At 44.2% G+C, this 24,322-nt stretch carries 12 protein-coding genes; 6 read left to right on the top strand and 6 right to left on the bottom strand.

What is annotated here, in order from left to right:
• Window positions 1-11 precede the first annotated feature (11 nt).
• Together B0O44_RS13410 and B0O44_RS13405 are read left to right on the top strand one after the other, a co-directional pair.
• A complete protein-coding gene (locus B0O44_RS13410) occupies window positions 12-1,916 on the top strand; it encodes a DNA topoisomerase IV subunit B (RefSeq protein ID WP_110831350.1) in 1,905 nt (634 codons plus the stop codon).
• A 105-nt stretch (window positions 1,917-2,021) separates the two neighbouring features.
• Window positions 2,022-4,145 (top strand): ATP-binding protein, encoded by a 2,124-nt coding sequence (locus tag B0O44_RS13405; RefSeq protein ID WP_110831348.1) that lies wholly within the window; start codon window positions 2,022-2,024, stop codon window positions 4,143-4,145.
• Between the two features lie 7 nt (window positions 4,146-4,152).
• Here the strand turns inward: B0O44_RS13405 and B0O44_RS13400 are convergent, their stop codons facing one another.
• From B0O44_RS13400 to B0O44_RS13390, 3 genes are read right to left on the bottom strand one after another with little or no spacing between them, the layout of a single operon-like run.
• Entirely contained in the window at window positions 4,153-5,124 is a 972-nt protein-coding gene (locus B0O44_RS13400) for a YihY/virulence factor BrkB family protein (RefSeq protein WP_110831346.1), read from the bottom strand.
• Between the two features lie 9 nt (window positions 5,125-5,133).
• Complete coding sequence (tamL, locus tag B0O44_RS13395) at window positions 5,134-7,449, bottom strand: translocation and assembly module lipoprotein TamL (protein ID WP_110831344.1); 2,316 nt, start codon at window positions 7,447-7,449, stop codon at window positions 5,134-5,136.
• A complete protein-coding gene (locus B0O44_RS13390; RefSeq protein ID WP_110831341.1) occupies window positions 7,433-12,559 on the bottom strand; it encodes a translocation/assembly module TamB domain-containing protein in 5,127 nt (1,708 codons plus the stop codon). The genes tamL and B0O44_RS13390 overlap by 17 nt, the downstream gene beginning before the upstream one ends.
• Window positions 12,560-12,689: 130 nt before the next feature.
• Here B0O44_RS13390 and B0O44_RS13385 point away from each other — a divergent pair, with 130 nt between their 5' ends.
• Window positions 12,690-13,178 carry a cytidine deaminase gene (locus tag B0O44_RS13385; RefSeq protein ID WP_110831339.1) on the top strand — a complete coding sequence of 163 codons (489 nt, stop codon included), beginning with the start codon at window positions 12,690-12,692 and terminating at the stop codon, window positions 13,176-13,178.
• 160 nt (window positions 13,179-13,338) lie between these two features.
• Window positions 13,339-16,377 (top strand): DNA gyrase/topoisomerase IV subunit A, encoded by a 3,039-nt coding sequence (locus tag B0O44_RS13380; protein WP_110831337.1) that lies wholly within the window; start codon window positions 13,339-13,341, stop codon window positions 16,375-16,377.
• Here B0O44_RS13380 and B0O44_RS13375 read toward each other — a convergent pair.
• The 3 genes from B0O44_RS13375 to B0O44_RS13365 all read right to left on the bottom strand — a co-directional run bounded on the left by B0O44_RS13375 (window position 16,374) and on the right by B0O44_RS13365 (window position 20,706).
• Entirely contained in the window at window positions 16,374-18,821 is a 2,448-nt protein-coding gene (locus tag B0O44_RS13375; RefSeq protein WP_110831334.1) for a bifunctional YncE family protein/alkaline phosphatase family protein, read from the bottom strand. The genes B0O44_RS13380 and B0O44_RS13375 overlap by 4 nt on opposite strands.
• A 76-nt stretch (window positions 18,822-18,897) precedes the next feature.
• On the bottom strand, window positions 18,898-19,485 hold the full coding sequence (locus B0O44_RS13370; protein WP_110831332.1) for a HupE/UreJ family protein: 588 nt from the start codon (window positions 19,483-19,485) through the stop codon (window positions 18,898-18,900).
• Window positions 19,486-19,656: 171 nt separating this feature from the next.
• Window positions 19,657-20,706 (bottom strand): hypothetical protein, encoded by a 1,050-nt coding sequence (locus tag B0O44_RS13365; RefSeq protein ID WP_110831330.1) that lies wholly within the window; start codon window positions 20,704-20,706, stop codon window positions 19,657-19,659.
• A gap of 167 nt (window positions 20,707-20,873) precedes the next feature.
• Between B0O44_RS13365 and B0O44_RS25295 the strand changes: the two genes are divergently transcribed.
• Window positions 20,874-23,180 carry a TonB-dependent receptor gene (locus B0O44_RS25295; protein ID WP_110831328.1) on the top strand — a complete coding sequence of 769 codons (2,307 nt, stop codon included), beginning with the start codon at window positions 20,874-20,876 and terminating at the stop codon, window positions 23,178-23,180.
• Window positions 23,181-23,217: 37 nt separating this feature from the next.
• Complete coding sequence (locus B0O44_RS13355; protein ID WP_110831325.1) at window positions 23,218-24,285, top strand: HmuY family protein; 1,068 nt, start codon at window positions 23,218-23,220, stop codon at window positions 24,283-24,285.
• Window positions 24,286-24,322: the final 37 nt, after the last annotated feature.

The raw sequence follows: 24,322 nt of genomic DNA, 5'->3' as shown, positions 1-24,322 counted from the left end.
ATCAACACATCATGGCAGAACCAATTTATAACGACGACAGTATACGGTCCCTCGACTGGAAGGAACACATCAGATTGCGCCCCGGTATGTATATCGGAAAGCTTGGCGATGGTTCGGCCCAGGACGATGGTATTTATGTTTTATTGAAGGAAATTTTTGACAACTCTATTGATGAGTTTGTCATGGGTTCCGGACGTTCTATTGAAATGACGGTTTCTGAACATAAAGTAAACATCCGTGATTACGGCCGTGGAATTCCATTGGGCAAGGTGATTGATTGTGTTTCCAAAATCAACACAGGGGGTAAGTACGACAGTAATGCCTTCCAGAAATCTGTGGGTTTAAATGGGGTGGGTACAAAGGCGGTCAATGCCCTTTCCACTACATTTGTGGTGCAGAGTTACCGGGATGGCAAAACCAAAAAAGTAGAATTTTCCAAAGGAGAAATTGTCAATGATCAGGCGATCATAGATACCACCCAGCGTAATGGTACAGCCATTACCTTTTATCCCGATGAAAGTATTTTCCGGAATTACCATTACATTTCTGATTTTGTGGAGAGCATGGTTTGGAATTATGTTTTCCTGAATACCGGGCTGACCATTAATTATAACGGACAAAAATATTTGTCCGAAAGGGGCCTGTACGACCTGCTGCATAAAGTGGCAGACGTAGAAAGCATCCGTTATCCGATCATTCACCTGAAAGGGCACGATATAGAAATTGCCATGACCCACGGACAGCAGTACGGGGAAGATTACCATTCTTTTGTAAACGGACAGCACACCACCCAGGGCGGAACACACCAGGCCGCTTTCAGGGAAGCGGTGGTGAAAACCATCCGGGAGTTTTATAAAAAAGAATACGATGCTTCGGACATCCGGGCCTCGATTATTGCGGCCATTTCCATTCGGGTACAGGAGCCGGTTTTTGAATCCCAGACCAAAACAAAACTGGGCTCACAAAATATGGGCCCCGATGGCCCTTCGGTAAGGACCTTTATCAATGACTTTGTTAAAAAGGAACTGGACGATTACCTGCACAAAAACCAGGAGGTTGCAGATGCCCTGCTCAAAAGGATCCTGCAGTCTGAAAGGGAACGTAAAGATATTGCCGGAATTAAAAAGCTGGCCAATGACCGGGCTAAAAAAGCCTCCCTGCACAACAAAAAACTTAGGGATTGCAAGGTACACTTCAATTCCACACACGATAAAAGATACGAAACCACTTTGTTTATTACCGAAGGGGATTCTGCTTCGGGTTCGATTACCAAATCGAGGGATGTGGATTGCCAGGCGGTATTCAGTTTAAAGGGAAAACCGCTAAACTGTTATGAGCTGACCAAAAAGGTGGTGTACGAAAATGAAGAGTTTAACCTTTTGCAGCATGCCCTGAATATAGAGGATGGCCTGGAAGGACTGCATTACAACAATATTGTTATTGCCACCGATGCCGACGTCGACGGGATGCACATCCGTTTGCTGATGATGACCTTCTTTCTGCAGTTTTTTCCTGATCTGGTCAGGGCCGGACATGTGTATATCCTTCAGACCCCCTTGTTCCGCGTGCGCAATAAAAAAGAGACCATTTACTGCTATAGTGATGAGGAACGTAAAAAGGCGATTGCAAAACTGGGTGGTAAACCAGAAATCACCAGGTTTAAAGGGCTTGGCGAAATCTCGCCGGATGAGTTTGGTTTGTTTATAGGTAAAGACATCAGGTTAGACCCTGTAATTTTAAAAGACCAGACCATTAAAAGCCTGCTGGAATACTACATGGGCAAAAATACACCAGACCGCCAGCAGCACATCATCAGAAACCTAAGAATTGAAAAAGATACAGTAGAAGACCTGATCATTTCTGAAGGAGAGGCGCTAGTGAGCGAGCCGGATGAAACTTCACTGGATGTTGCCTGATCTTTATGAATTAGTTAATTTTTTTATTATTATTGTAATCTAATCAAATCCCTTTTGCTAAAAAAATAAATAGGTTGACAGCTTTTGCTGTTTCAAATTTTTTGTATGCCATTTAAAGCAAAAGCAAGGTCCTCGTTCAGGTATTCGGTTATCATATTTGTTGTACTGGTACTGTGCCTGTTTGGCTTTTTTTTATACCAAAGAAGTGTTAAGGTTGCTGCCCTGAAAGAAAACCTGGCCAGGCTTGTGGATTTACAGGAAGATTATGCAAAACTCGACAGCTGTGTCTATGTTTTGTATCAGGCAGACAACAGCTCTAAACTCTACGAGGCTACCGCCAGCAAAGATTACCTGCAGAAATTTTCCCTGCAGATGCAAAAAGCATCGGCCTTATTGAACGACCTGGATGCCGCACTGGAGGATAAAGGGAAAAAAGGAAGTTTTCCTGGACTGCCCAGGGAGAAAAAGCTGAAAACAGAAAATTACCTCAAAGTCCGCAAACTAACCGACAGCCTGATATTGGGCTTTTCTAAACTTGGCCTTATAGAACGCTCTGCGCAGCAGCCGCCAACTCTGGTGCCGGGCATGGGGAAAGAAGTTAAAACCATTGTTCATTTTGATACCATTAAAAAAGCGGCCCCGAAAAAGAAATTTTTTGGCCGGCTTGGGGAGGCTTTTTCCGGTAAGGCACATGTGAAAGATTCCGTTATTGTTGTTAAAAGAGAAAGTAAAAAAGTAGTCTCTGTTCCCTCCAGGCATTTTAGTAAAAAACAACTCAAAAAACTGGATAACTATTACAGGGAACTTTATGCCGCTTCGGGTAAACTGAAAAAAGAAGAAAAGGACATTTTAGCGGTCAACGGGAAATTACTGGAGGAAATCATCTCTGTTTTAAGGCGGTTTAAAAAAGAGGAAATTGGGGCCATGCTGCAGGAAAGAACGCTGGTCGGGGCAGAGCTTCAACAGCAGGTCCGGAGCCTCAACGGAATTTCTATATTCAACGGAATTTTATTGCTCAGTTTAATTGTGGTGATTGTTTACCACACGTTTAAACTTTATAAAAATGAAAAACTTCTGCTGAACCTGAGCAAAAGATCTTCACAGGAAGTACATTCAAAAAGCAGGTTTCTGGCCAATATGAGCCATGAGCTGCGAACACCGCTCAATTCAGTAATCGGGTTTTCCGAACAGTTGGGAAAAAGCCCGCTCAATGAAGGACAGTCGGAGCAGCTCAGGGCCATTCGTAAATCGTCTGAAATGCTGCTGGAACTGGTCAACGAAATTCTTGATTTTTCCAAATACGAAGTGGGCAAAATCAATTTTGAATATATCCCATTTATTGTGGAAGAGGAAATAAACGAGGTTTTCAACAGCATGAATGTTCTGGCGGCAAATAAAAATGTCACGCTGATCAATAAGGTGTTTTTAGCCAAAGAACTTTGCCTTGGGGGAGATAAACTTCGCCTGAAACAGGTGGTGATGAATTTACTGACCAATGCCATTAAATTTACTTCCGAAGGGGAAGTGACCCTGAAAGTGCAGTTTATACAGGAGGAAAAAAGGGCAGGGATTTTAAAAGCGCAAATAGAGGATACCGGAATTGGAATTGCCAGGGAAGACCTGGACTATATTTTTGATGAATTTTCACAGGTGTATTCTCCCTCCAGGACCAAACAGCAGGGGACAGGACTGGGACTGGCCATCTGTAAAAAAATTGTGGAGCTACAGGGCGGAAAAATCAGTGTAAGTAGTGTGCCCGATAAAGGATCGGTATTCAGTTTTGAAATTCCTTATGCCCTGGATGAAATGCCGGAAAAATTGGTGGTCACCGATAAAAGGCCAGGTCTGTCCAGTATCCTGGAAGGCAAACGGATTTTACTGGTGGACGACAACAAAATGAACATCCTTTTGGCCCAGACCATTCTAAAAAAATGGAAAATGGATTACGATTCTGCTTTTGATGGCAAAGAGGCCTTGGACCTGTTCCGTAAAAACAGTTATGATCTGGTGCTCACCGATATCCAGATGCCGGTGATGGGCGGGGTTGAACTGACCCACGAGATCCGATATAATGGCGGAATAGAAAAATCGGGCATTCCGATCCTGGGCGTGACCGCACATGTTTTACAGGAAAACAGGGATGCTTATTTAAAGGTGGGCATGAACGACCTGGTGCTTAAACCTTTTCTGGAAAAAGAACTGATCGATCAGATTAAAAAATACATTTAAAAAAGCCTTAATCTGCTTTGGTTTCTTTGGGGTGCTGGGGCGGCAGTTTATCCATTGCTTTTTCGACCACCACAATTTTAGTGTGAACGGCATATTTGCTTGGGGCAATGGCCTTGTCGTATTTTTCTGCATAGGCCTGCGTAAACTCTGCTCCGAAATACAAAATAATGGCGGTATAATAAATCCAAAGCAGAATCACAATCAGTGAACTTGCAGCACCAAAAGCCGAACCGGGATTTCCTTTTTCTATATAAATGCCAATGGCATATTTGCCAAGGCTAAACAGCAGGGCGGTAAACAGTGCGCCTATAATGGCGGGTTTCCAGCGGATGATCACATCGGGAAGCACCTTAAAAATGATGGTGAAAATACCGGTCACCACAGCCAGGGTAATGACATTGTTAAAAATTTCGATCACCAGGGTGGTGACCTCGGGAATGTATTGTTCGATTTTGTTGCCCAGGCCAATGACAATACTGTTGACCACCAGGGAAACCAGCAACAGGAAGCCAAGGGAAACGATTAGGGAAAAAGAAAGCAAACGGTTGGTCAGAAATTTTTTCCAGCCTTTTTTGGGGATGGCTTTGACTTTCCAGATGAGGTTAATGCTGTCCTGGATTTCAATAAAAATGGCGGTGGAACCAATAACCAGTGTGGCAATACCGATCACCAGTCCAAAAGTGCTTTTGCCCGATAAATTGGCATTGATCACAAAACTCTGCAATTGCCTGGTGGCCTGTTCGCCAATCATGTCATTGATTTCGGCAAATAATTGGGTGTCGGGATCCAGTTTGTCCCCGAAAAAAAGACTGGCCGCAGAGATGACAATGATGATTAAGGGGGTGAGGGAAAATATGGTGTAATAAGCTAAGGAAGCACTGAGTTTGGTCACCCGGTCTTCTATGAATCCATTGCCGGCAGCCACAAACAGGCTCCACAGGGATTTAAAAAAATGAATGATCTTATGAATAAACCGCATACGTTAAAATTAAAAAGGATAGCCGATCCCGATGTTATACACTAAATTGTCCCTGCGCCATAAAGCATCACCAAAATCAATTTCATTAAATACCCAGCGCTTACCTGGTTGGTTATAAGGTTTACGTACCGGGAAGGCAACATCCAGACGGATCACAAAGATAGAAGCATCTACGCGAATACCCGCACCTGTACCGACAGCAAATTCATTAAATGCATTTTTAAAGTCAAAGCCCGAGCCTAGCCGGCTTGGGTCTTCTTTGCGGAGCCATACGTTACCCGCATCTGCAAACAGGGCACCATAAAATATACTAAACAATTTAAAGCGCAGTTCCGAACTGATCAGGGCTTTGATGTCCCCGCTTTGGTCTACATAGGTAGAGTTTGCATAGGTAGGACTGTTTTTGTAATAAAAAGATCCGGGGCCTATGGACCTTGCTGCCCAGGCACGAATGTCGTTTGTTCCACCGGCAAAAAACTGACGTACAAAAGGCAGGGTACTTTGTCCGCCGTACGCATAACCATAACCCAGGTCCAGGCGGCTGGCCCAGATGAGGTTTTTGCTGATTTTATAATAGTTCCTGAAGTCGGCTTCTACCCGGACAAACTGATTGAGTTGCAGGCCGCCAATGGATTTGGAACCATCGGGGTTTTTACTGCCAAACAATCCCCATACATTGCCACCGGTTTCCAGCGTACCATTAAAGTAAATATTGTTTTTCCGGAAATCTTCAAACTGGTTGGTATAGGTAAAGCTATAGGTGCTTCCGATAATAAATTGTTTTTCCAGTACGTTTCTCAGCCCAGGCGTTACATTCAGGATGCTGTCCCTTTTGGTGGTGTCGTTTGTTAAGCTGGACGTTACATAGTTTACAGAAATGGGGTTAAAAGCATGTTCCTTGTACTGGTTTTCGTTCCATTTATAACCATACTGGGTCCTGAAGGAATTGAGGTCGTATAAAGAGCCCCGGTGCAGCAGCTGATAGGAAAGGGATACCACGGTTTTGGGAATGTAGGCATTGGTGCTGTTGATGCCTTTAAATGGGGTAATAAACCTTGGGAAAGTCAGTTTGCCCTCGCCGGTTAAAGAGTAGGAGTTCAGTCCCTGCGATTGTCCGCCAACCTGGGTTTCAAAGCCACCGCTCACACTCACGTCCAGTTGTTCGGCGCCCCTGAACAGGTTCCGGGTGGTTTGGGTGACTTTGACCTCCGAACCCATAAAGTTATTGGATTTGCTGGTGCCGGTTACCGAAAAGGTGAGGGAGTTTTTCTTTAAAGGGCTCAGGAAAATGTTTAAGTCCAGCTGGTTGTTTTTAAAGCTGTCAATAGGGGTAAATTCTGCTTTTACAGACTGGAAAACACCGATATTGACCATTCTGTTTAAAGAACGGCTGTGGTCGGTCCTGTTGTAGAGTTCGTTCTTTTTAAAGAAAACCAGACGGTTAAAAAGCGGTGATTTATAGGTGTGGGCAGGGTCGTAAATGTTAAAGTCATTGTAAACCTCGGGTTTGGATTTGCGGATAGCGCTGTCGCGTCGGACGTTGTAATTTGGATAGATGTTTATTTTTCGGATGCTGTAGGGTTTCAGGGTGGCCTCAGGTGCAATTTCTTTGACCCTTACCCGGATGTCTACCTGATGATGGCCTTTGGCGCTGTCGACCTGAAGGATCAGGTAATCCGGACTGAAATAAAAATACCCGTTTTCTTTAAGGTCGTTGTCAATGCGGATCCTTTCGTTTTTAAACACTTCCAGGTCGTAGTTGTTGCCCGGTTTTAACAGGCTTTTCGCTTTGTTTTTATTGACAATCTGTGCAAGGGCCCCGGTACTGTCTGCCGGAAAAGAAACCTCCCTGATTTTGTAACGTGCACCGGTATTTGCGGTATAGATGGCTTTCCCTTTTTTTCCTTTGGTTAGCGTGTCGCCCATCACATCGGCCTGCAGGTAGCCCTGGCTAATCAGGTAACTTTTTAAAACAGCATTGTTGTAAGGAAGTTTTACTTCGCTGAGCAATACCGGGGGTTCGCCCAGTTTGGTGCGCATCCAGTGTTTAAAGCCTTTTGGTTTTTCCGGTTCTCCGGCCAGGTTGTAAAAACCCAGCTTATATTTAACGCCCAAAATGGCATGATTGGGTTTAGGTCTGGTTTTGTCCAGCAGGGCCGCTTTTACGTCTTTCTGGTCATCGATCTTTACCGAAGAATCCGGATTGATTTTGACCTCCGCTCCGGTATATAAAAACTCCCCGGGTTTAAGGTTTTTGGTGCTGCTGCAGGCAGCCCAGGTTAAACAGGCAAGTATCAGTAAGCAGGATTTAATTCGTTTTCTCATTCTTCGGCTTCTGTTCTATACGGTTTCTTTTCTTTTGTGAAAATTTTCTGAAAATTTCCCTGAATTTATTATAATCCACCACCAGGGCAAAACCCACTCCGGTTTCAATAATTTGTCCTTCTACCACTCCTTCGGTCTGGTTGCGGCGGTAGGCCCTTAACCTGTACTTACCGTCTTTGGAAAGCAGGTATTCTATGTTGACGTTACCGGCAATATTGGTCGAGTTTTGTGCAGCGTTTTGTCCTTCCAGCCCAAAGGAACTGCCTACAGTTACAATTAAGCGGTCGCTGAGCAGTTTTTTGGAAAGCCCGATTTCCAAGGCGGTGTTGTTTTGCATATCCCCGCTGGCAAGATAATTTTCCGATGAGTTGATGCCGAAATTAATGTCTACCCCTTTCACCAGGTCGGATGCCAAATTGTTGAGCTGTTCGGTGAGCAGTTTACTCACACTGGAACGGGCAATGTTGGAAGCAATATTGCCCCCGCCGGCCAGACTTTGGAAAGGGTTATCGGCAATAAACCGGCCCAGCACCAATAGGGCAAAAACCTGTTTGTTCAGTTGTCCCTCGTCACTGTTGATCTGCTGCAGGGTCCCGTATACCAAACCTCCTCCGGAGCCCCTTTCATTTTCGGGCAGGTCTATTTTAAATTTAATGACCGGTTTAAGCAATTCCCCGGTCATCATCAGGTAAACCTGGAAGGGGAGCTTGTTTTTTAGGGTCGCATCAGATCTATCACCTGTAAGGTCTATAGGTGCCGCATTGACCTCTATAGAGGCAGTCAGGTCTACATTGGCGCTGGTGGGGTCTCCGGTCCACACAATGTTGCTGCCCTGCTGCAGTTTAAAGGTTTTTTTAACCGGGCCAACCGTCAAGTTGTAACTCCCGTCGGAAATTTCGTAACGGCCGGTCAGGCTCGTTTTTCCGCTGGGGTCCATGGTGGCGGTCAGGGTGGCCTGTCCTTTAACTTTTAGCATATCGCCATTGGTTGGGTCCACCACGACATTCAACTCGGCATTGGGATCAATGTTAATGGTGGCACTCAGGTTAAAACCTTTAATAGGGGCTTTGTTCACAGAGTCTTTTACCGTTAGCGCTTTCTGTCCGTTATAAGGAGGGGAGTTGAAGTCCACAAACTGAACAATCCCTTCCTGGTCAATAATGGAGGGGTCGTCAGGTGGTACGGCAAAGAAAAACTTGGTTTTGTCTTCTACCCTGACATTCATGTTTACATCGGGCTGGTTCAAATCGCCCCTGACTTTTATGGAGCTGGTCAGGTATACAGTTCCATAGATCATGGAATTGTCCTTTGCCGTGGAGTTCAGGGCCCTGAAATTATTGGTCCGGATGTCCATGTTGAATTTAAAGTCCCGGTAAGTAGAGGTGAGGATATCTCCGGTAATCACCGCCTTCTGGTTCAAAGAATCCAGAATGGTGAAATTGTTGAATTTAATGCCTGTATCTGTAAAGCTGATGGACTCATTTGGCATTCTGAAAAAGGAGTTTACATAAGCGACATTAAATCCGGCCTGGTTAAATTTAAGGTCGCCCAATACTTTTGGTGCATCCAGGCTTCCTTTTACAGACAATTCACCGCTCACGGTTCCTGTCCCTTTTCTGATCTGGCCCATCGACAGGCTTTCAATGGCTTTCAAGTCTATTTTGTCGATGTTTAAGGTCATGTCCAGGGCACTTTGAGGGGCAGTATAATAAAAGCCGCTGGCCCGCAGTTCGTGTACACCTGATAAAGCAATATTGGTTTCAAAAGCGTTTTCGGTATTGTTGTTTACCGCTATCCTTAAAGTGCCCAGCTGGTCTTTCTGATAGCGCAGTTGGTCGACGGTTAAGTTGGCTTCAAACTTAGGACTGCCTGCCAGGTCTTTGGCATTGACGGTTCCGTTGATCACCCCGCCCACCAGGGCACTGTCTGCTTCGGCAAAACGGGTTAAAGTTTCTATTTTAAAATCCTTAAACTCGGCTTTAAGGGGAGCGTTGGGTGTATCGCTTTCGCTGTTGATGCGCAGCTGCTGGCCCCCGTTAGAGATGTTAAACTGATTGGCCAGAATGCCCGATTGCCCGAACTGCAGGTAATTTTCGGGGGCAACAATCCATTTGTCGTAATTGAGCAGTAGTTTTTGCGGGTCCAGGCTAAAGCGGTAATCTTTATTGATGGATTTAAACAAGCCGCCCAACACGTATTTGTCTTTTCTTTTTTTGTCCCTCAGGTAAATGTTCAGGTTCAGGTCGTTGTTTGCCGCTGTGCCGCTCACCTCATTGTTGAAAAAGGCAAGCGAAGCACTCTGGAGGCTTTTGATGCCCAGCTTATAGTTTAGTTTCTGGTCGTTGTTGTTGATGTTCAGACGGGTGCTGTCTATACTGTAAGCTCCGTAAACCACCTTAGGGAAAGAGGCATTCAGGACCAGGCTGTCTTTTTGTGTATCGAGCAGGCCATTCATTCTTGCCGGTGCAAAAGTGCTCAGCTCGGGTACGAAATTTTTCAGGATTTTTGGGTTGTAAAAATTAACGTAAAACCGGAAACGCTGGTCGGGGATTTTGGTGACCGTACCGAACTGGTAATATTTGTTGATCTGGTTGATCACCGCCGGGGCCAGATTGGTGAGCTGGTATTTTCCATCCACCTTGGCCCTTAAAAACTCCGATTTCAGGCTCAGCATATTGTGTGTGGCACTGGCCTCGGAATGCACCAATATGGTGTCTACATTAAAACGCTGGCCATCTTTAACCACCTGCAGCTTGTTGACCGACACATCGCCATTTAAATAATCCGGATCTGCGGTTTGTATGTCGGCCTTAATCAGACCGGCCAGTTTAAATTCGCCGCTGCTGAAATTGAGCTTTTGAAGGTCTACCTGTTTCAGCTCCGCGCTGGCTTTAACGGCAGGGTACTTACCCGAAATATCTGCAAAGGCAATAAGGTTAAAATTGGCATTGCTGTCGGCCATATTGCTTTTTAAATTTAATTTTTGCCCGGCATAGGTGCCACTGAGTTTTAAATCTTTATAGGTGTATTTATTGTAATAGGCACTCGTTACGATCGCTTCAAAACTGGCATTCGCTTTTTTTGCATCCAGCCCTGTTCCTTTAACATCGGCTTTTGCCGTTAAACGCCCTAATTGGGGCTGCATTTTTAACAAGCGGCCCACATTAAAATTGTTAAGGCTTACATTGGCGGTATAACTTTCTCTGCCCTTTGGCCCCTTCATGCCGGCCAGCAGTTTTGCCGTACCCATATCTGTGCTGATGTTAAATCCGGTATTGAAGTTGCTCATGGAGCCTTTGAATTTTCCATTGGCACTAATGGCATTGGGCAATTCTATATTCGAAGGGATCGATTTTTTTGGAATGATCACCAGCAAATCACTTTTGGTTAAAGAGAATTTTTTAATGTCCAGGTCGGCAAACATTTTATTGACATCAGGTAAGCCTTTTACCGTACCGTTCACGTCAATATGGGTGTTCTTTAACCCATCGGCCTGCAGCTTTTGGATGCTCAGGTTGTTCATATAACCCCGGAGTTCTGCGTTGAGCCTTATTTTTTCCTTTTGGTAATTTTCAGGAACGGCATCACTGAAATAGCCGGCGTCTTTTAAACCTATGGTTGTATTTTTTACCTGTAAAAACAGCTTCACTTTTTCCGGATGTTTGGTCAGGTCATCCATAGAAGTATAATTCAGCTGGGTGTTGTTTTCTATGCTGGTGTTTGGGGTTTTCAGCAGGAGTTTGTCTACTTTGATCTGGCGGTCGGAATACACCACATTGCCCTGCAGCCTGGATAATATAAAGCCACTTTTTTCTTTTAAACCGCCTTCTTTTACATTGACCTTTATGCCGGCATCACTGTAGGCCAGGTTTTCGGCATTGAGGTGGAGCCCGCTGAGCAGTAAATGGTTAAAATCCATCCTCTTTTTGATCGGTTTTTCGCCCAGATTGTCAAACTGTACCCGGTTGTCCTGAAGGCTAACTTTTTTGAGCAGTAAGGACAGCGGAGCGCTGGCTGCAGTATCTTTTTTACCGGGCTTTGCATTTTTTGCCGGTTTTTCGGGTTTAAAGGCAAATAAAATGTTGGACTGTTTCAACTGGGCATCATCTGCACTGTATTTTCCGTTTTTAACATCTCCAAGCAGTTTGCTTAAAGAAAAGTCCTTTAAATCCAATACGGCTTTGGTGCTATTAGTGGCCATACTAAAATTCACTTTGGAATCTTTAATCAAAGCCTGGTCTGCTTTATAATTGTTATTGGTCAGGTCTACAAAAAGCTGTGTGAGGTTTAAGGCATTCAGGTTCACATCGGCATTCATTTTCGAAATCCGGTCGTTAAAGCCGATTTTTACCTGGCTAAAGGCAAAATCCTGTACTTCTACCAGTGGAAGTTTGCCGCTTTCGGTTTTTGCGGTATCTATACTTTTTTCGAGCTGGGCTTTAAGCTGGGTAAGGGGTTTTTGCTGCAGGTAGGTTAAAGACGTGTTTTTCAGTAACAAAGATTTGATCACATAGTGCTGCTGGTCCAGGTCAAATGTTTTGATCCTTGAAGTCAGTTCCCCCAGGGAAAGCCTGGCCTGGTTGCCGGCAACATCATCCTGGTAAAACAAACCGATGTCTTTTAAAGAAATTTTGTCCAGTGCAAATTTTAAGGTCGAGGTGGTGTCTTTTTTGACCTGCTCTTCGGGCTTTTTTTCTTCCGACATAAAGGCATTGACCAGAAAAGAAAAATTAAAGCTGCTGTCGGGGTGTACCCTTTTTACATTTGCCCTGATTTTTTCTAGCTCGATGTTGTTGATTTCTACTTTGTTGCTCAGTAATTTAAATAAGCTGATGTCGACCGCAAGGCGCTGGGCGTACAAGAGCGTATCTTTTTTCTGATCTTCTATATAAAATTTATTCAGTACAATGTCTTTGGGCAGGGAAATATTTATGCTTTCCAGCCGGACTTCTGTATGTGTCTTGTTTTTAAGGTAATTAATGGCTTTGGTTTTTACGAAATCCTGCACCGCAGGGATATTTAAGGAGAGCGCAAGCAGGACAACCAGACCGATAACAATGGCAAGCGTCCATAGAATAACCTTTAAACTTTTACGTATATATTTATTCAAGTGATGTGGGTTGGTAATTTATTAATTAATAATACTAAAATTTTATCTAAAATCATGCCACAGGGCGGTATTATTGATGCTTAGAACAATCCCATTGCATGATTTGTTTAGAAATATGTATGTTTAGTTTATGAATCAATTGAATTTAACTATCAATTATGAGTCCTACAAGAGTTTTAGTGAACTAAGTGAGGAAGATAAAGCCTTATGTGTAAAGGCAGAAGAAGCGTTGAACAGTTCTTATTCCCCCTATTCGGGTTTTAAGGTGGGTACGGCCATTGCTTTGGCCGGCGGAGCGGTGGTGCTGGGCAGCAACCAGGAAAATGTCGCGTATCCTTCGGGATTGTGTGCAGAACGTGTGGCGCTTTTTGCCATTGGTTCGGGCCATCCCGGAGCTGTGATAGAACGCATGGCGATAACAGCTTATACAGGAAATTTCAAAATAGAAAAACCAGTTACTTCCTGCGGGGCATGCCTGCAAGTGATGGCCGAATTTGAACGCCGTCAGGGAAAGGAGATCCAGGTGTTGTTTTATTGTATGGACGGAGAAGTGATAAAGGTGAAAAGCATCCAGAGCCTGCTTCCCTTTGGTTTTATTGAAGACCGTTTGTCTGGCTGATCTGAAGCAGACAAACGCTTTTTATTATGGTTTTTTGCATGTAAAACTAGATGCTTTGCTTATCTTTGTGTGATCTTTTTCAGCGGAAAGGCGTGTTAAAAACTTCTGTTCTGAAATTGCATTTCATACAGTATATTTACAACATCCAACAAGTTTTTTAATGAGCGACGAACTAGAAGAAAACGTAAACGAAGAAAATAAGCATACCATAATCCCTATTAACGGGCTCTATGAAAACTGGTTCCTCGATTATGCTTCTTATGTAATCCTGGACCGCGCGGTTCCCCATATTAATGATGGGTTAAAACCCGTACAGCGAAGGATTATGCACTCGCTGAAGGAAATGGACGACGGACGTTTCAATAAAGCGGCGAACGTAATTGGAAATACGATGAAGTACCACCCGCACGGGGATGCTTCTATCGGTGATGCCATGGTGCAGATTGGTCAGAAAGACCTGTTGATTGACTGCCAGGGAAACTGGGGGGACCCGGTAACCGGAGACAGTGCTGCGGCACCCCGTTATATCGAGGCCCGTTTATCCAAGTTTGCCAATGATGTGGTATTTAATCCGGATACGACCGTCTGGCAGCTCAGTTATGATGGCCGGAACAATGAACCCATCACTTTACCCGTAAAATTTCCATTGCTGCTGGCCCAGGGTGCCGAAGGTATTGCTGTAGGTCTGGCCACCAAGGTGATGCCCCATAACTTTGTGGAACTGCTGGATGCCTCTATCGAAGCATTGCAGGGACAAAGGCCCAACATTTTACCAGATTTCTTTACCGGTGGTATGGCCGATTTTTCGGCTTATAACGAAGGAATGCGTGGCGGGAAAATCAGGGTAAGGGCAAAAATTACAGAAAAAGACAAAAAAACGCTGGTCATTACCGAGGTGCCTTTCAGTACTACTACCGGTTCTGTGATCGACAGTATTTTGTCGGCCAATGATAAAGGCAAAATCAAAATCAAAAAAATTGAGGACAATACGGCGCAGAATGTAGAGATTGTCATCCAACTGGCCCCGGGCATTTCACCCGATGTGACCATAGATGCACTGTACGCTTTTACATCCTGCGAAGTTTCTATTTCCCCAAATACCTGCATCATCAGGGATGACAAACCTCAGTTTATGAGCGTGAACGACATCCTGATTGCAAATACCAAGCACACCAAGGCCCTGCTGAAACAGGAACTGGAAATCCGGCTGAACGAGCTGGAAGAGAAAATCTTTTTCAGTTCCCTGTTGAAAATTTTTATTCAGGAAGGGATGTATAAAAATCCTGAATACGAAAATTCAGGAAATTTTGAAGGGGTAGTAGAGGTTTTAAACGTATTGTTTGAACCTTTCAAGCCGCAACTGTACCGGGAAATTCTTCCTGAGGATTTCAAAAAACTGATCGATAAGCCAATGAGCAGCATCACCCGTTTTGATGTGAAAAAGGCTGACGAACAGATGAAAGCCCTGGAAGATGAAATTAAGGTGGTTAAAAATCACCTGAGGCACCTGACAGAATATGCGATTGCCTGGTTCCAGAAACTAAAGGATAAATATGGCAAAGGCCGTGAACGTAAAACCGAAATCCGTTTATTTGACCGCGTAGAGGCTTCTAAAGTGGCCCTGGCCAATGTAAAATTATACATGAACCCAACCGATGGGTTTATTGGTACGGGCCTGCGCAAAGATGAATTTGTGGCAGACTGTTCTGACCTGGACGAAATTATCGTTTTCAGGGAAGATGGGAAGTGCATGATCACCAAGGTGGCCGATAAAACCTTTGTTGGAAAAGGCATAATCCACGCAGCGGTCTTTAAAAAAGGAGATGAGCGCACCATTTACAATATGATTTATAAGGATGGGGCAAGCGGTATTTCCTATATCAAACGTTTTGCTGTTGTTGGGGTAACCAGGGATAAGGAATATGACCTGACCAAGGGCAGTAAAGGCTCTAAAGTATTGTATTTTACGGCCAATCCAAATGGGGAGGCCGAAATTGTCAATGTACAGCTGAAGCCACATACCAAATTGAAAAAATTGGTCTTTGACCTGGATTTTGCAGAAATTGCCATTAAGGGCCGCGCCTCACAAGGAAATATTGTTTCTAAATACCCGATCAAAAAAATCATCCTGAAAAGTAAAGGTGTATCTACCCTTTCCGGGCTCAAAATATGGTACGATGAATTGCTGCGCCGCTTGAATGTAGATGGCAGAGGAAAATACCTGGGCGAATTTGATGGAGACGATAAAATTCTGCAGGTTCATAAAGACGGCTGGTACGAACTGAGCACTTTTGAACTGAGCAACCACTTTGACGCAGACCTGCTGCTGATCCAGAAATTTGATCCGGAAAAACCATTTGCAGTTGTACAATACGAAGGAAAGGCGAAAAACTATTTTATCAAACGTTTCCAGTTTGAGGCCATTGCTGTAGGAAAAAAATTAAGCCTGATCAGTGAGGAAGCCGGCTCTAAATTTATTTACCTGACCGGTAACCCTGCGGCTGTTTTAACTGTAGATGTTCTGAAGGGAAAAACACAGATCCCTGAAACGCTGGAAATTGTTCTGGCAGATTTTATTGATGTAAAAGGCATCCGTGCAAACGGCAACAGGTTAACCCCACATGATGTAAAGAAACTGGACATCCGCGAATACGAGGAAATCGAATTGACAGATGAAAGTGCTGCAGCTGTGGAAAGGGACCAGCAGCAAGAGCCTTTGGATATAGATGAAAGCCCTGCGGAGGAAAATTCAGAAAGTCCGGAAGGCATGGAACAGGAGACGACCGCTACAGAGCAGGAGTCGGAAGACGCTGTTGAAGAAAGTTCGGAAGAACCTGTAGCTGAAAAGACCGAAGAAATTGTTCCGGCCAAAACGGAAAAGAAAAAGTTTGAGGTTGCAAAACCAGCGGTAAAAAAAACAGAGGTAATTGAAGAGGCCCAGGCGCAGGTGCCACCGGAAGAAAAGGAAAGTCCGGCAGAAAGCAGCCCTGCAGAGCCTGTAAAAACAAAACCTAAGTTTGTGAGCCAAAAGGCTGCAGAAAAACCTGCTGAAGAAAACCAAAAGCCTACGAAAGCTGCAGCAAAAGCCAAATCTGCTGAACCTGAGGCTCAGCCGGAAGTCAAAAAAGAAATCAAACTGGAAATCACCAATCCAGAGGATGTGGACATTGATGATAAAGGTCAGCTAGGCCTGTTTTAATCGTCATCATCTTTCTTTTTCTTTTGCTCGAGCTTAACAAAAGCACTCCTTTTAGGGGCGGGCATCACAGAATGTTCCCCCCTGACCGATTTCCAGATCACTTCATTCAGGTCCAGGTCGGGTGCGGAATCTTCTTTGGCAAAGTTCCACTTTTCAGAGCGTTCAGAGCTTTTGTTCGAGGCCATATTTCTTTGCTCCAGATCGACCTGCGCCGCTTTGGCGGTATAAGTGCTGAAATCTGCTTTGCTGGTAAAACAATCGTATAATGGAACTGCTGCTGCATCGTACTGGCTCATTGGGGGCAGGCCCAGAATCAGTTCCATAGTGCGCAATATCCCCGAAGTGGAATACATGGTATGGTTAACACTGCCTTTTTTTATGTAAGGGCTAATCACAAAAGCCGGAGAACGGTGTGCATCAATATGGTCGGGTCCGTTTTGGGCATCGTCTTCCAGTACAAATACAGCAGACTCTTTCCACAGGGGACTGTGGGATAAATGTTCAATCAGCTGGCCAAGAGCAAGGTCGTTGTCTGCCACAGCAGCTACAGGGCTTAATTTGCCCTTTTTCTGTCCGCTGGTGTGGTCATTGGAAAGCCGGATGGTACTGAACTGAGGAACCGCATTTACCGCCAGCAGAGAGTCAAAATCCTTTTTCCAGACCCTTACCCTTTCCACATCTTTAATGTCCATGTTAAAGCCTGGTGAGGCGGTACAGATGTGGCCTTCCAGCGATTTAATGTTCGCTTTGCCATGGTCTGCAAATTCTCCGTAACTCCTATAGCTTAAACCTGCGCGTTTGCAGTAATCCCATATAAAACCATCTTTGGGATAGGCAATTTTCCGGCTCCCTTCAAAGTCATAATTGCCACCCCGGCCGCCATAACTAATGGGCCAGGTTTTCTCTACAAAATCATTGGCATAAGCGGCAGTGCTCCAGTTGTGCCCGTCTGCACTGACTTCTGCATCCACGTAAAAATTATCCAGTAACACAAATTCCCGGGCCAGGGCATGGTGGTTGGGTGTCACCTTTTCCGGGAAAATACAAAGGCTGGAATCACCATTGCCTTCCTTCATATCACCCAGGACCTGGTCATAGGTGCGGTTTTCCTTAATGATGTAAAAAACATGCTTAATCGGAGAAAGCTGCCCGGGTTTTCTGGGGATCACCATTTCTGCGTTTCCGGGGGCCTCTGCTTCTTTGGAGCGGTTAAAGGGGGTATTGGCATAAACCTGTGAGGAGTAAGCTTTCAGCTGGTCGGGGCCTGGCTGATCAATAAAAGAAAGACTGCCTTTAAACAAGCCACCGATATATTGTACATCTTTTTTTTCTGTAGAACCTTTCTGATAATCACTGTCGTCTTTTTTTACCGGCTGAGGGCCATTGGGGTTGGCCATGGAAGAAAAACCTTTTCCATTGGCTACCAATATTTTATTGCCACTGGTTTTCAGGCTTGTCGGATACCAGCCGGTGGGGATAAATCCTTTGGCCTGGCTTTTTCCGGGACTGCTTACATCGAAAACAGCAAGACAGTTGTTGTCGGCATTGGCTATATATAGGGTCTTGCCATTTGCCGAAAGGGTGAGGGCATTGGTGGTCGAGCCGGTTAAACGGGTCGGGTATAAGGAGGCCGAAATGGACTCGATAACTTTATCTTGTTTAAGATCAATGACCGATACGGAATTGGAATTCGCATTTGCACAAAACAGGATATTTCCGTTTTTACTCAGCAGCAGCTCATTCGGATGGCTTTCGGTAGAAATTTCTTTGGTTATTTTTTGGGCCTTTGTCTCGTACACTGCAATTTTATCCCCTCCCCAGAGTGAAATGTACAGCTCTGACCGGTCGGCCGAAAGGATACAGCTGTAGGCTTCGTGGCCTAGGGAGATTTTTTGTAAAACCTGTTTTGTTTTCAGGTCCACCACATATAGGGCATTGTCTTCTTTTGTAACGGTATACAATACCGCTTTCTGTTCATCAATCGCAATACCCGTTGGGCTGATTTTTTCTTTTGGCCAGGCTTTACCTAAACGTATGGTGTCGGCTTTTCCCAGTTTTTGGCCGGCTAGGGCATAAGCCAGAATAATATTGTCATTTCCACCCGAAACGTATAATGTTTTGTCGTCTGCGCTGAATTGCAGTCCATACCAGGACTTGCCAATAGGTACCTGGTCCAGCAGGCTTTCTTTTTTGGGATCAATAAGTTGTAAAGTTTGTTTTCCCTGCCCGTTGTTGGTTACCGCGAGCAATTTTCCAGAACGGGAAAGTTGTATGTTCAGGGGAAGATCGCCAAGGGGCAAGGACCTTCCTGCAGGGCTCAATGACCAGCCATTGGGCAATAGGATTTTTGAGGCACTGGGGTCATTGGTTGGCAGCTGGGCAAAAGCAAAGGAAACAACCAGAAGGAGCAGGGCACTGAGCAGCAGGCGGGATCTTGATACCATTTGAAATAGGTTTAAACCTTAAAGTTAAGTATTGAAATACAGAGATGAAACAGCCTGAGAAAAGCTTAACAATTACTTATTGCAGCAGGGCCGGAAAATGTTCTGCGGTCATGAGTAGGGAGATGCCAAATATGGCCGAGGAAAGAAAAAAGATCCAGTCCCACTTTTTAACTTTAATGACCCAAACCAGTATAAATCCAGTGAACAGGGTGGCCATCAGAAGCAGCACTTGTCCGGAAAGCAGCCCGGCATTAAAAGCCAGTAATTTTTCGGTAAGGTCGGCTGGTTGTACCTGCAGGGTTTTAAAGTAATTAACGAAGGCCAGCCCGTGAATAAGACCAAAGAGCAGGATCAATAGATACCTGGCCTTTCCCTGATGTCTTTTTTGCTTTTTGTTAAAGAGGTTGGAGGCCGCACTGATCAGTACGGTGAGCGGGACAAGGAAAGTCACCAGTGCCGGATTCAGGTAGATATGATAGAGTAGGCCAAGGTTAAAGCTAAGGCCATATCCGAGGGCGAAAACCAGCATCACCAGGCCCACTTTTTTCCAGTTTATCAGGTTGTAGCTACAGCATAGGACAATGACAAAAAGAAGGGGGCCATAGCCCTGCCAGCCCAGCATATGCTGCCAACCCAATTGGAAGTAAGGAGAGAATTCCTGCATGAATTACCAAATTCGTAATTTATATTAAATAATACAAGAAAATGTTTAGGGTCTGCTTAAGTTTATGTTGCGCAATGCTTCGTGTTTTGTTTTTGAGCGAAAGGATGTAAATTTTTAAGACATAAAAAAAGCGGTCCAGATGGACCGCTTTTTTTATGTTCTTTTAAGTGTTTACTGATATTGTATGTAAATAGGTTTTGGTTTTAGCTTTAGCAGCTCTTCAGGAGTAAGCATCACATTAGGTGCTTTTTTCAGGTCGTTTTTATAAAACAACTTGAAACCTGTAAACTGAACCGGTTCTGAATAGATAAAGTGACGGTAAGTTCCTTTTTTCAGTTCAGGTTCACCCCATCCGTCCATGTGCATTACAATTTGTACTTCAGGACGTAATTTGATGTTCTGGTAATTGGTCACCATCTTTTTTGTAAAACGGTGAACCGTAAATACTTTAGGTGGCAGGTTGTACTTTTTTACGATATCGGCCAGGTACTGGGAAACATAATTAATGTCTGCAGCATCATAGGTGCCAATTCTTTTGCCAGGCAGGGAACCGTCTTTCATAGAGAATTCAGGGTCTATACCTAAATGTACAAAAGGCAGTTGTAAATACTTTTCAATATGCGGAAGCTCTGCTTTGATGTTGCTCAAAGCCACTTGTAAATCCAAAAATACGATGGTATTCGGACGCATTCTCGCAATGCTCAATACAGAATCAATCTGTTTATTGGCCATGCGGTTAATGTATTTGTTGTCTTTTCCGGGCGTACCGCTGGCTACGGCAGCAATATAGTGCAAGCCTGGTTGTACTGGCGTTTTAGGGTCTGCTTTTTCCCAGTGTTTTACTTCTGCATCCAGTCTTCTCCACATTTCTTTTGGAGCATATTCACCCAGGGCACCCATTTTTTTGGAGTGCAGGTTTCCATAATAAACAACAATACGTTTAAAAGGTAAAATTGCTCCCGGTAGTGGATATGGCTGTTTTTTAACCGGCCATTTGCCTGTCGTATCGCCATTGGCCAGATCTTTTAAAAGCGCATTGTACTTTAAGGTATCAATAGGTGGACGTTCCACCTCTTTTTTGGCTTTTGTTGTATCTGCATCTGCAGTCTGCCCGTTTTTAGTTTGTCCGTTTGCTTTTTTAGCATCTGAATTACAGTTGGAAAACAAACCAACTGTTAAAATTCCTATTAAAAGTGTTCCCGCTAGGTAAGGTAGTTTCATGCTACAAAAATACACATTCATCTGACTTCTCCTAATGTCCGGATTTTGCTTTGCTAAAATGCATATAAACAATAGGTTAGGAGAAAAGTTTAATATTATTTGTAATTATTCTAAATAAGTCCCTATACTTGTCCTATTATTTAAACTAATTCTAAATAGATTCTTACATGAAATTATATTTACTGCTAATTACACTGCTCTTCACCATCGGAACTTCCAGTGCTCAGCAAAATAAAGGTGTAATTACGGGTAAAATTTTAACCGAAAAAGGACTGCCGGTGTCTGGAGCGCTTATTGAAGTTCAAAAAGAAAAACTGGCGGTGTACAGCAAAGATGACGGAACGTTCAGGCTTACTGCCCCTGTCGGAAAAGTAAAAATAGTAGTGTCTGCTACCGAGTACCGTTCTTTTGCAACAGAAGTAACCCTTAATGCAGCACAGGAAAGCACACTTGGTAGCATCCGTTTAAAACCTGCCGCAGAAAAGCTCGAGGAGGTGGTGATTACAGGTCAGTATGAGCCCCAGTCCCTTAAAAATTCTGTTTACCAAACCCGGATCATCAACGGTGAACGCATCCGCTTGCGTGCAGCCACCAATATACAGCAGGTGCTGAGCACAGAGCTTGGTTTTCGTTTTTCCAACGATATGACTTTGGGAACAAGTGATATTTATATGATGGGCATGAGCGGCAGAAATGTGAAAATACTGCTCGACGGGGTGCCGTTGATTGACCGTGGGGATACCCGGGAAAGCCTGAACCAGATTGACATCAACACCATTGAGCGGATTGAAATTGTAGAGGGGCCACTTTCGGTTTCCTATGGTTCTGATGCACTGGCCGGTGTGGTTAATATCATCACCAAAAACCCGGGAAAATCCCTGCTGAACATTTCTGCAAGGGTTCAGGAAGAAACGGCCGGAAAAGAATACGATGCCTTCAGGGCAAAGGGGAACCACCTGCAAAATCTTTCTGCCAGCTGGCAGAATAAAGGCTGGAGTGCACTGATCGGTGCTACCCACAATGAATTTGGAGGATGGAACCAGGCAGCTGTTACTGCAGCCCCGGAAATTGTGGATGCCGACGTAAACCGCTGGAAGCCGAAGACACAATGGATGGGAAATGCAAAGCTGGGTTACCAGAACGATAATTTTAAGGTTTCTTATCTGTTTAACGGCCTGGATGAAACACTGGATGCCAGGGGCGGAATGAACCCTAATAATTTTAAAGCCAGAAATCAAAAATACATCACGAATCGTTATACACAGCAATTGCAGGGCGAATGGCGGTTAAATCCGAAATTGCAATTGAGCGGGGTTATTGGCTATTCTGATCTTCAGCGGAAAACGAAAACCGTTATTCACGATTTTACCAATAATACAGAAAGCCTTTCCACAGGTGCCGGTGAACAGGACGTTTCGAAATTCAATTCGGTTTCGGCACGTACAACTGCGCAATATAAACTTTCAGAACAGGTGAAACTGCAACCGGGAATAGAAATTAATCTGGACCAGGCCAGCGGAGCCCGGATTAAAGGAGACCCGAAAATCAATGATTATGCTTTTTTTATCTCTTCAGAAATTAACCTGATCAAAGGCATCAACCTGCGCCCCGGTTTGAGGTTTATTAAAAACTCTGTGTACGACGCCCCTCCGGTTATTCCATCGATAAATGCGAAAATAGAATTGCTGCAAGACCTTGACCTGAGACTGGGTTATGCCAGGGGCTTCAGGGCACCGGCTTTGCGCGAATTGTACTATGATTTTTTCGATGCCAGTCATTCCATTATGGGAAACCCAAATTTAAAAGCAGAAGAATCGGACAGTTATACGGCTGCTTTAAGCTGGGCACCTGTTCAGGAACATGACCTTCGTTTACGGTCAACGCTGAACGGCTTTTACAACAATTTCAAAAACAGAATTGAATTCGGACAGGCTGCTGATAATCCCTCCATTACGACCATGATTAACATTTCGAAGTATAAAACCACTGGAGGGACTTTTGAAAACACCTTGTTCTGGAAAGATTTTCAGGCCACAGTAGGCTTTTCATACATCGGTACTTATAATAAGTATTCCGAATCCGAAGCTGAACTGGGAAAAACACCGCAGTTTGTTTGGGCGGCGGAACTGAACAGCAACCTGATTTATACGTTTAAAAAAATTGGAACCAGTATTAACCTGGCCTATAAATATTCCGGAAAGCGTCCTGTTTACGAGCTGTTTACTGAAAACAATGTACAAAGGGCAAGACTGGCCACTACTGCTGCCTTTAATATGGCCGATTTGATGGTCAGTAAAATTTTCTTCAAACAACTGACCCTGAACGCGGGTGTGAAAAATATGTTCAATGTAACCACGCTGGCCAGTAACTCCCTGGGATCGGGTGGCGCCCATAGTACCGGCGGGGGGGCGGTGCCTTTAAGTTATGGCCGCTCTTATGTCTTTGGAATTAGTTACAACTGGTCTAAACTTTAAGTATTTTATTTATTAACCACATAAAAAATAATTCAATATGAATAACTTCTCTAAAATCTTTACCTGTCTCTGCCTAAGCGCAGCAATGCTTTCCTGTAAAAAGGATAATGACCCTATAGTGGTTGTCCCACCTCCGTCCGATGGCAGTAAACTTACTTTAAACGGACTGATTGGCGCTGAGGCTGGAAGCAGTGCAGGAAATAGCGTGTTTGTTGATTTTAGCGCCGATAAACAAACTGCTGTGGCCAGGGCTTCCTGGGACCTGGGATTTTATTCGGGAACTGATTTTAAAGTGATTTTAAACCACAGCATGGGGGCAACAGCCATTGCACTGGATAAAAATGACCTGACCAAAGTAACTGCTGCAGATACAACGGCATTGGCGCTAGATAATACGCTTGCCATTGGTCAGGGTGCAGGTGGTTTTGCGACCATTGACCCTGTAGAGGGTGGTGTGGCCGCTTACCTTGCCGGAACGGTCATCAAAACGGTTTCTGCAACAGATGCCGATAATAAAGTTTATATCGTTAACCGTGGTGCTGCAGGTACGACAGAAAACAGGGGCTGGCAAAAAATCCGTGTGATCCGCAATGGTAATGGTTACACTTTGCAGTATGCGAAAATTAATGAAACTACATTTAAAACACTGGCTGTTAATAAAGACGCGGCTTTCAATTTTAAATACATTTCTTTTGTTAAAGGTGCTGTAGAGGTAGAGCCGGCAAAAGCAAACTGGGACATTCAATGGGGGCTATCGACATATAAAGCCAGTGCTACCATACCTTATACTTTCTCGGACTTTGTACTCATTAATTTTGTGGGTGGTGTGCAGGCCGCTGAAGTATTGACTTCTAAAGTGAGTTATGCTGATTTTAAAGAAAGTGATTTGGCCTCGGCCACTTTTGTTGCCGACCGTGATGCGATTGCAGGTAAATGGAGAATCACTTCAGGTACACCATTGGGTGTAAAAACGGACCGTTTTTATGTGGTTAAAGATCCTAGCGGAAATGTCTATAAATTAAAATTTGTGAGCTTCATTTCTAATGATGGCGGTGAGCGTGGTAAACCGGTTATTGAATATAAACTGGTAAAAAAAGGCTCGTAAATAAGAAATTAAAGAACTGGTTAGTTTAGTTGATAAG

Origin of the sequence: Pedobacter nutrimenti (assembly GCF_003208655.1) — a bacterium.
In the GTDB taxonomy this organism is placed as follows: Bacteria; Bacteroidota; Bacteroidia; order Sphingobacteriales; family Sphingobacteriaceae; genus Pedobacter; species Pedobacter nutrimenti.
This window is presented reverse-complemented; position numbering and strand designations above follow the sequence as displayed.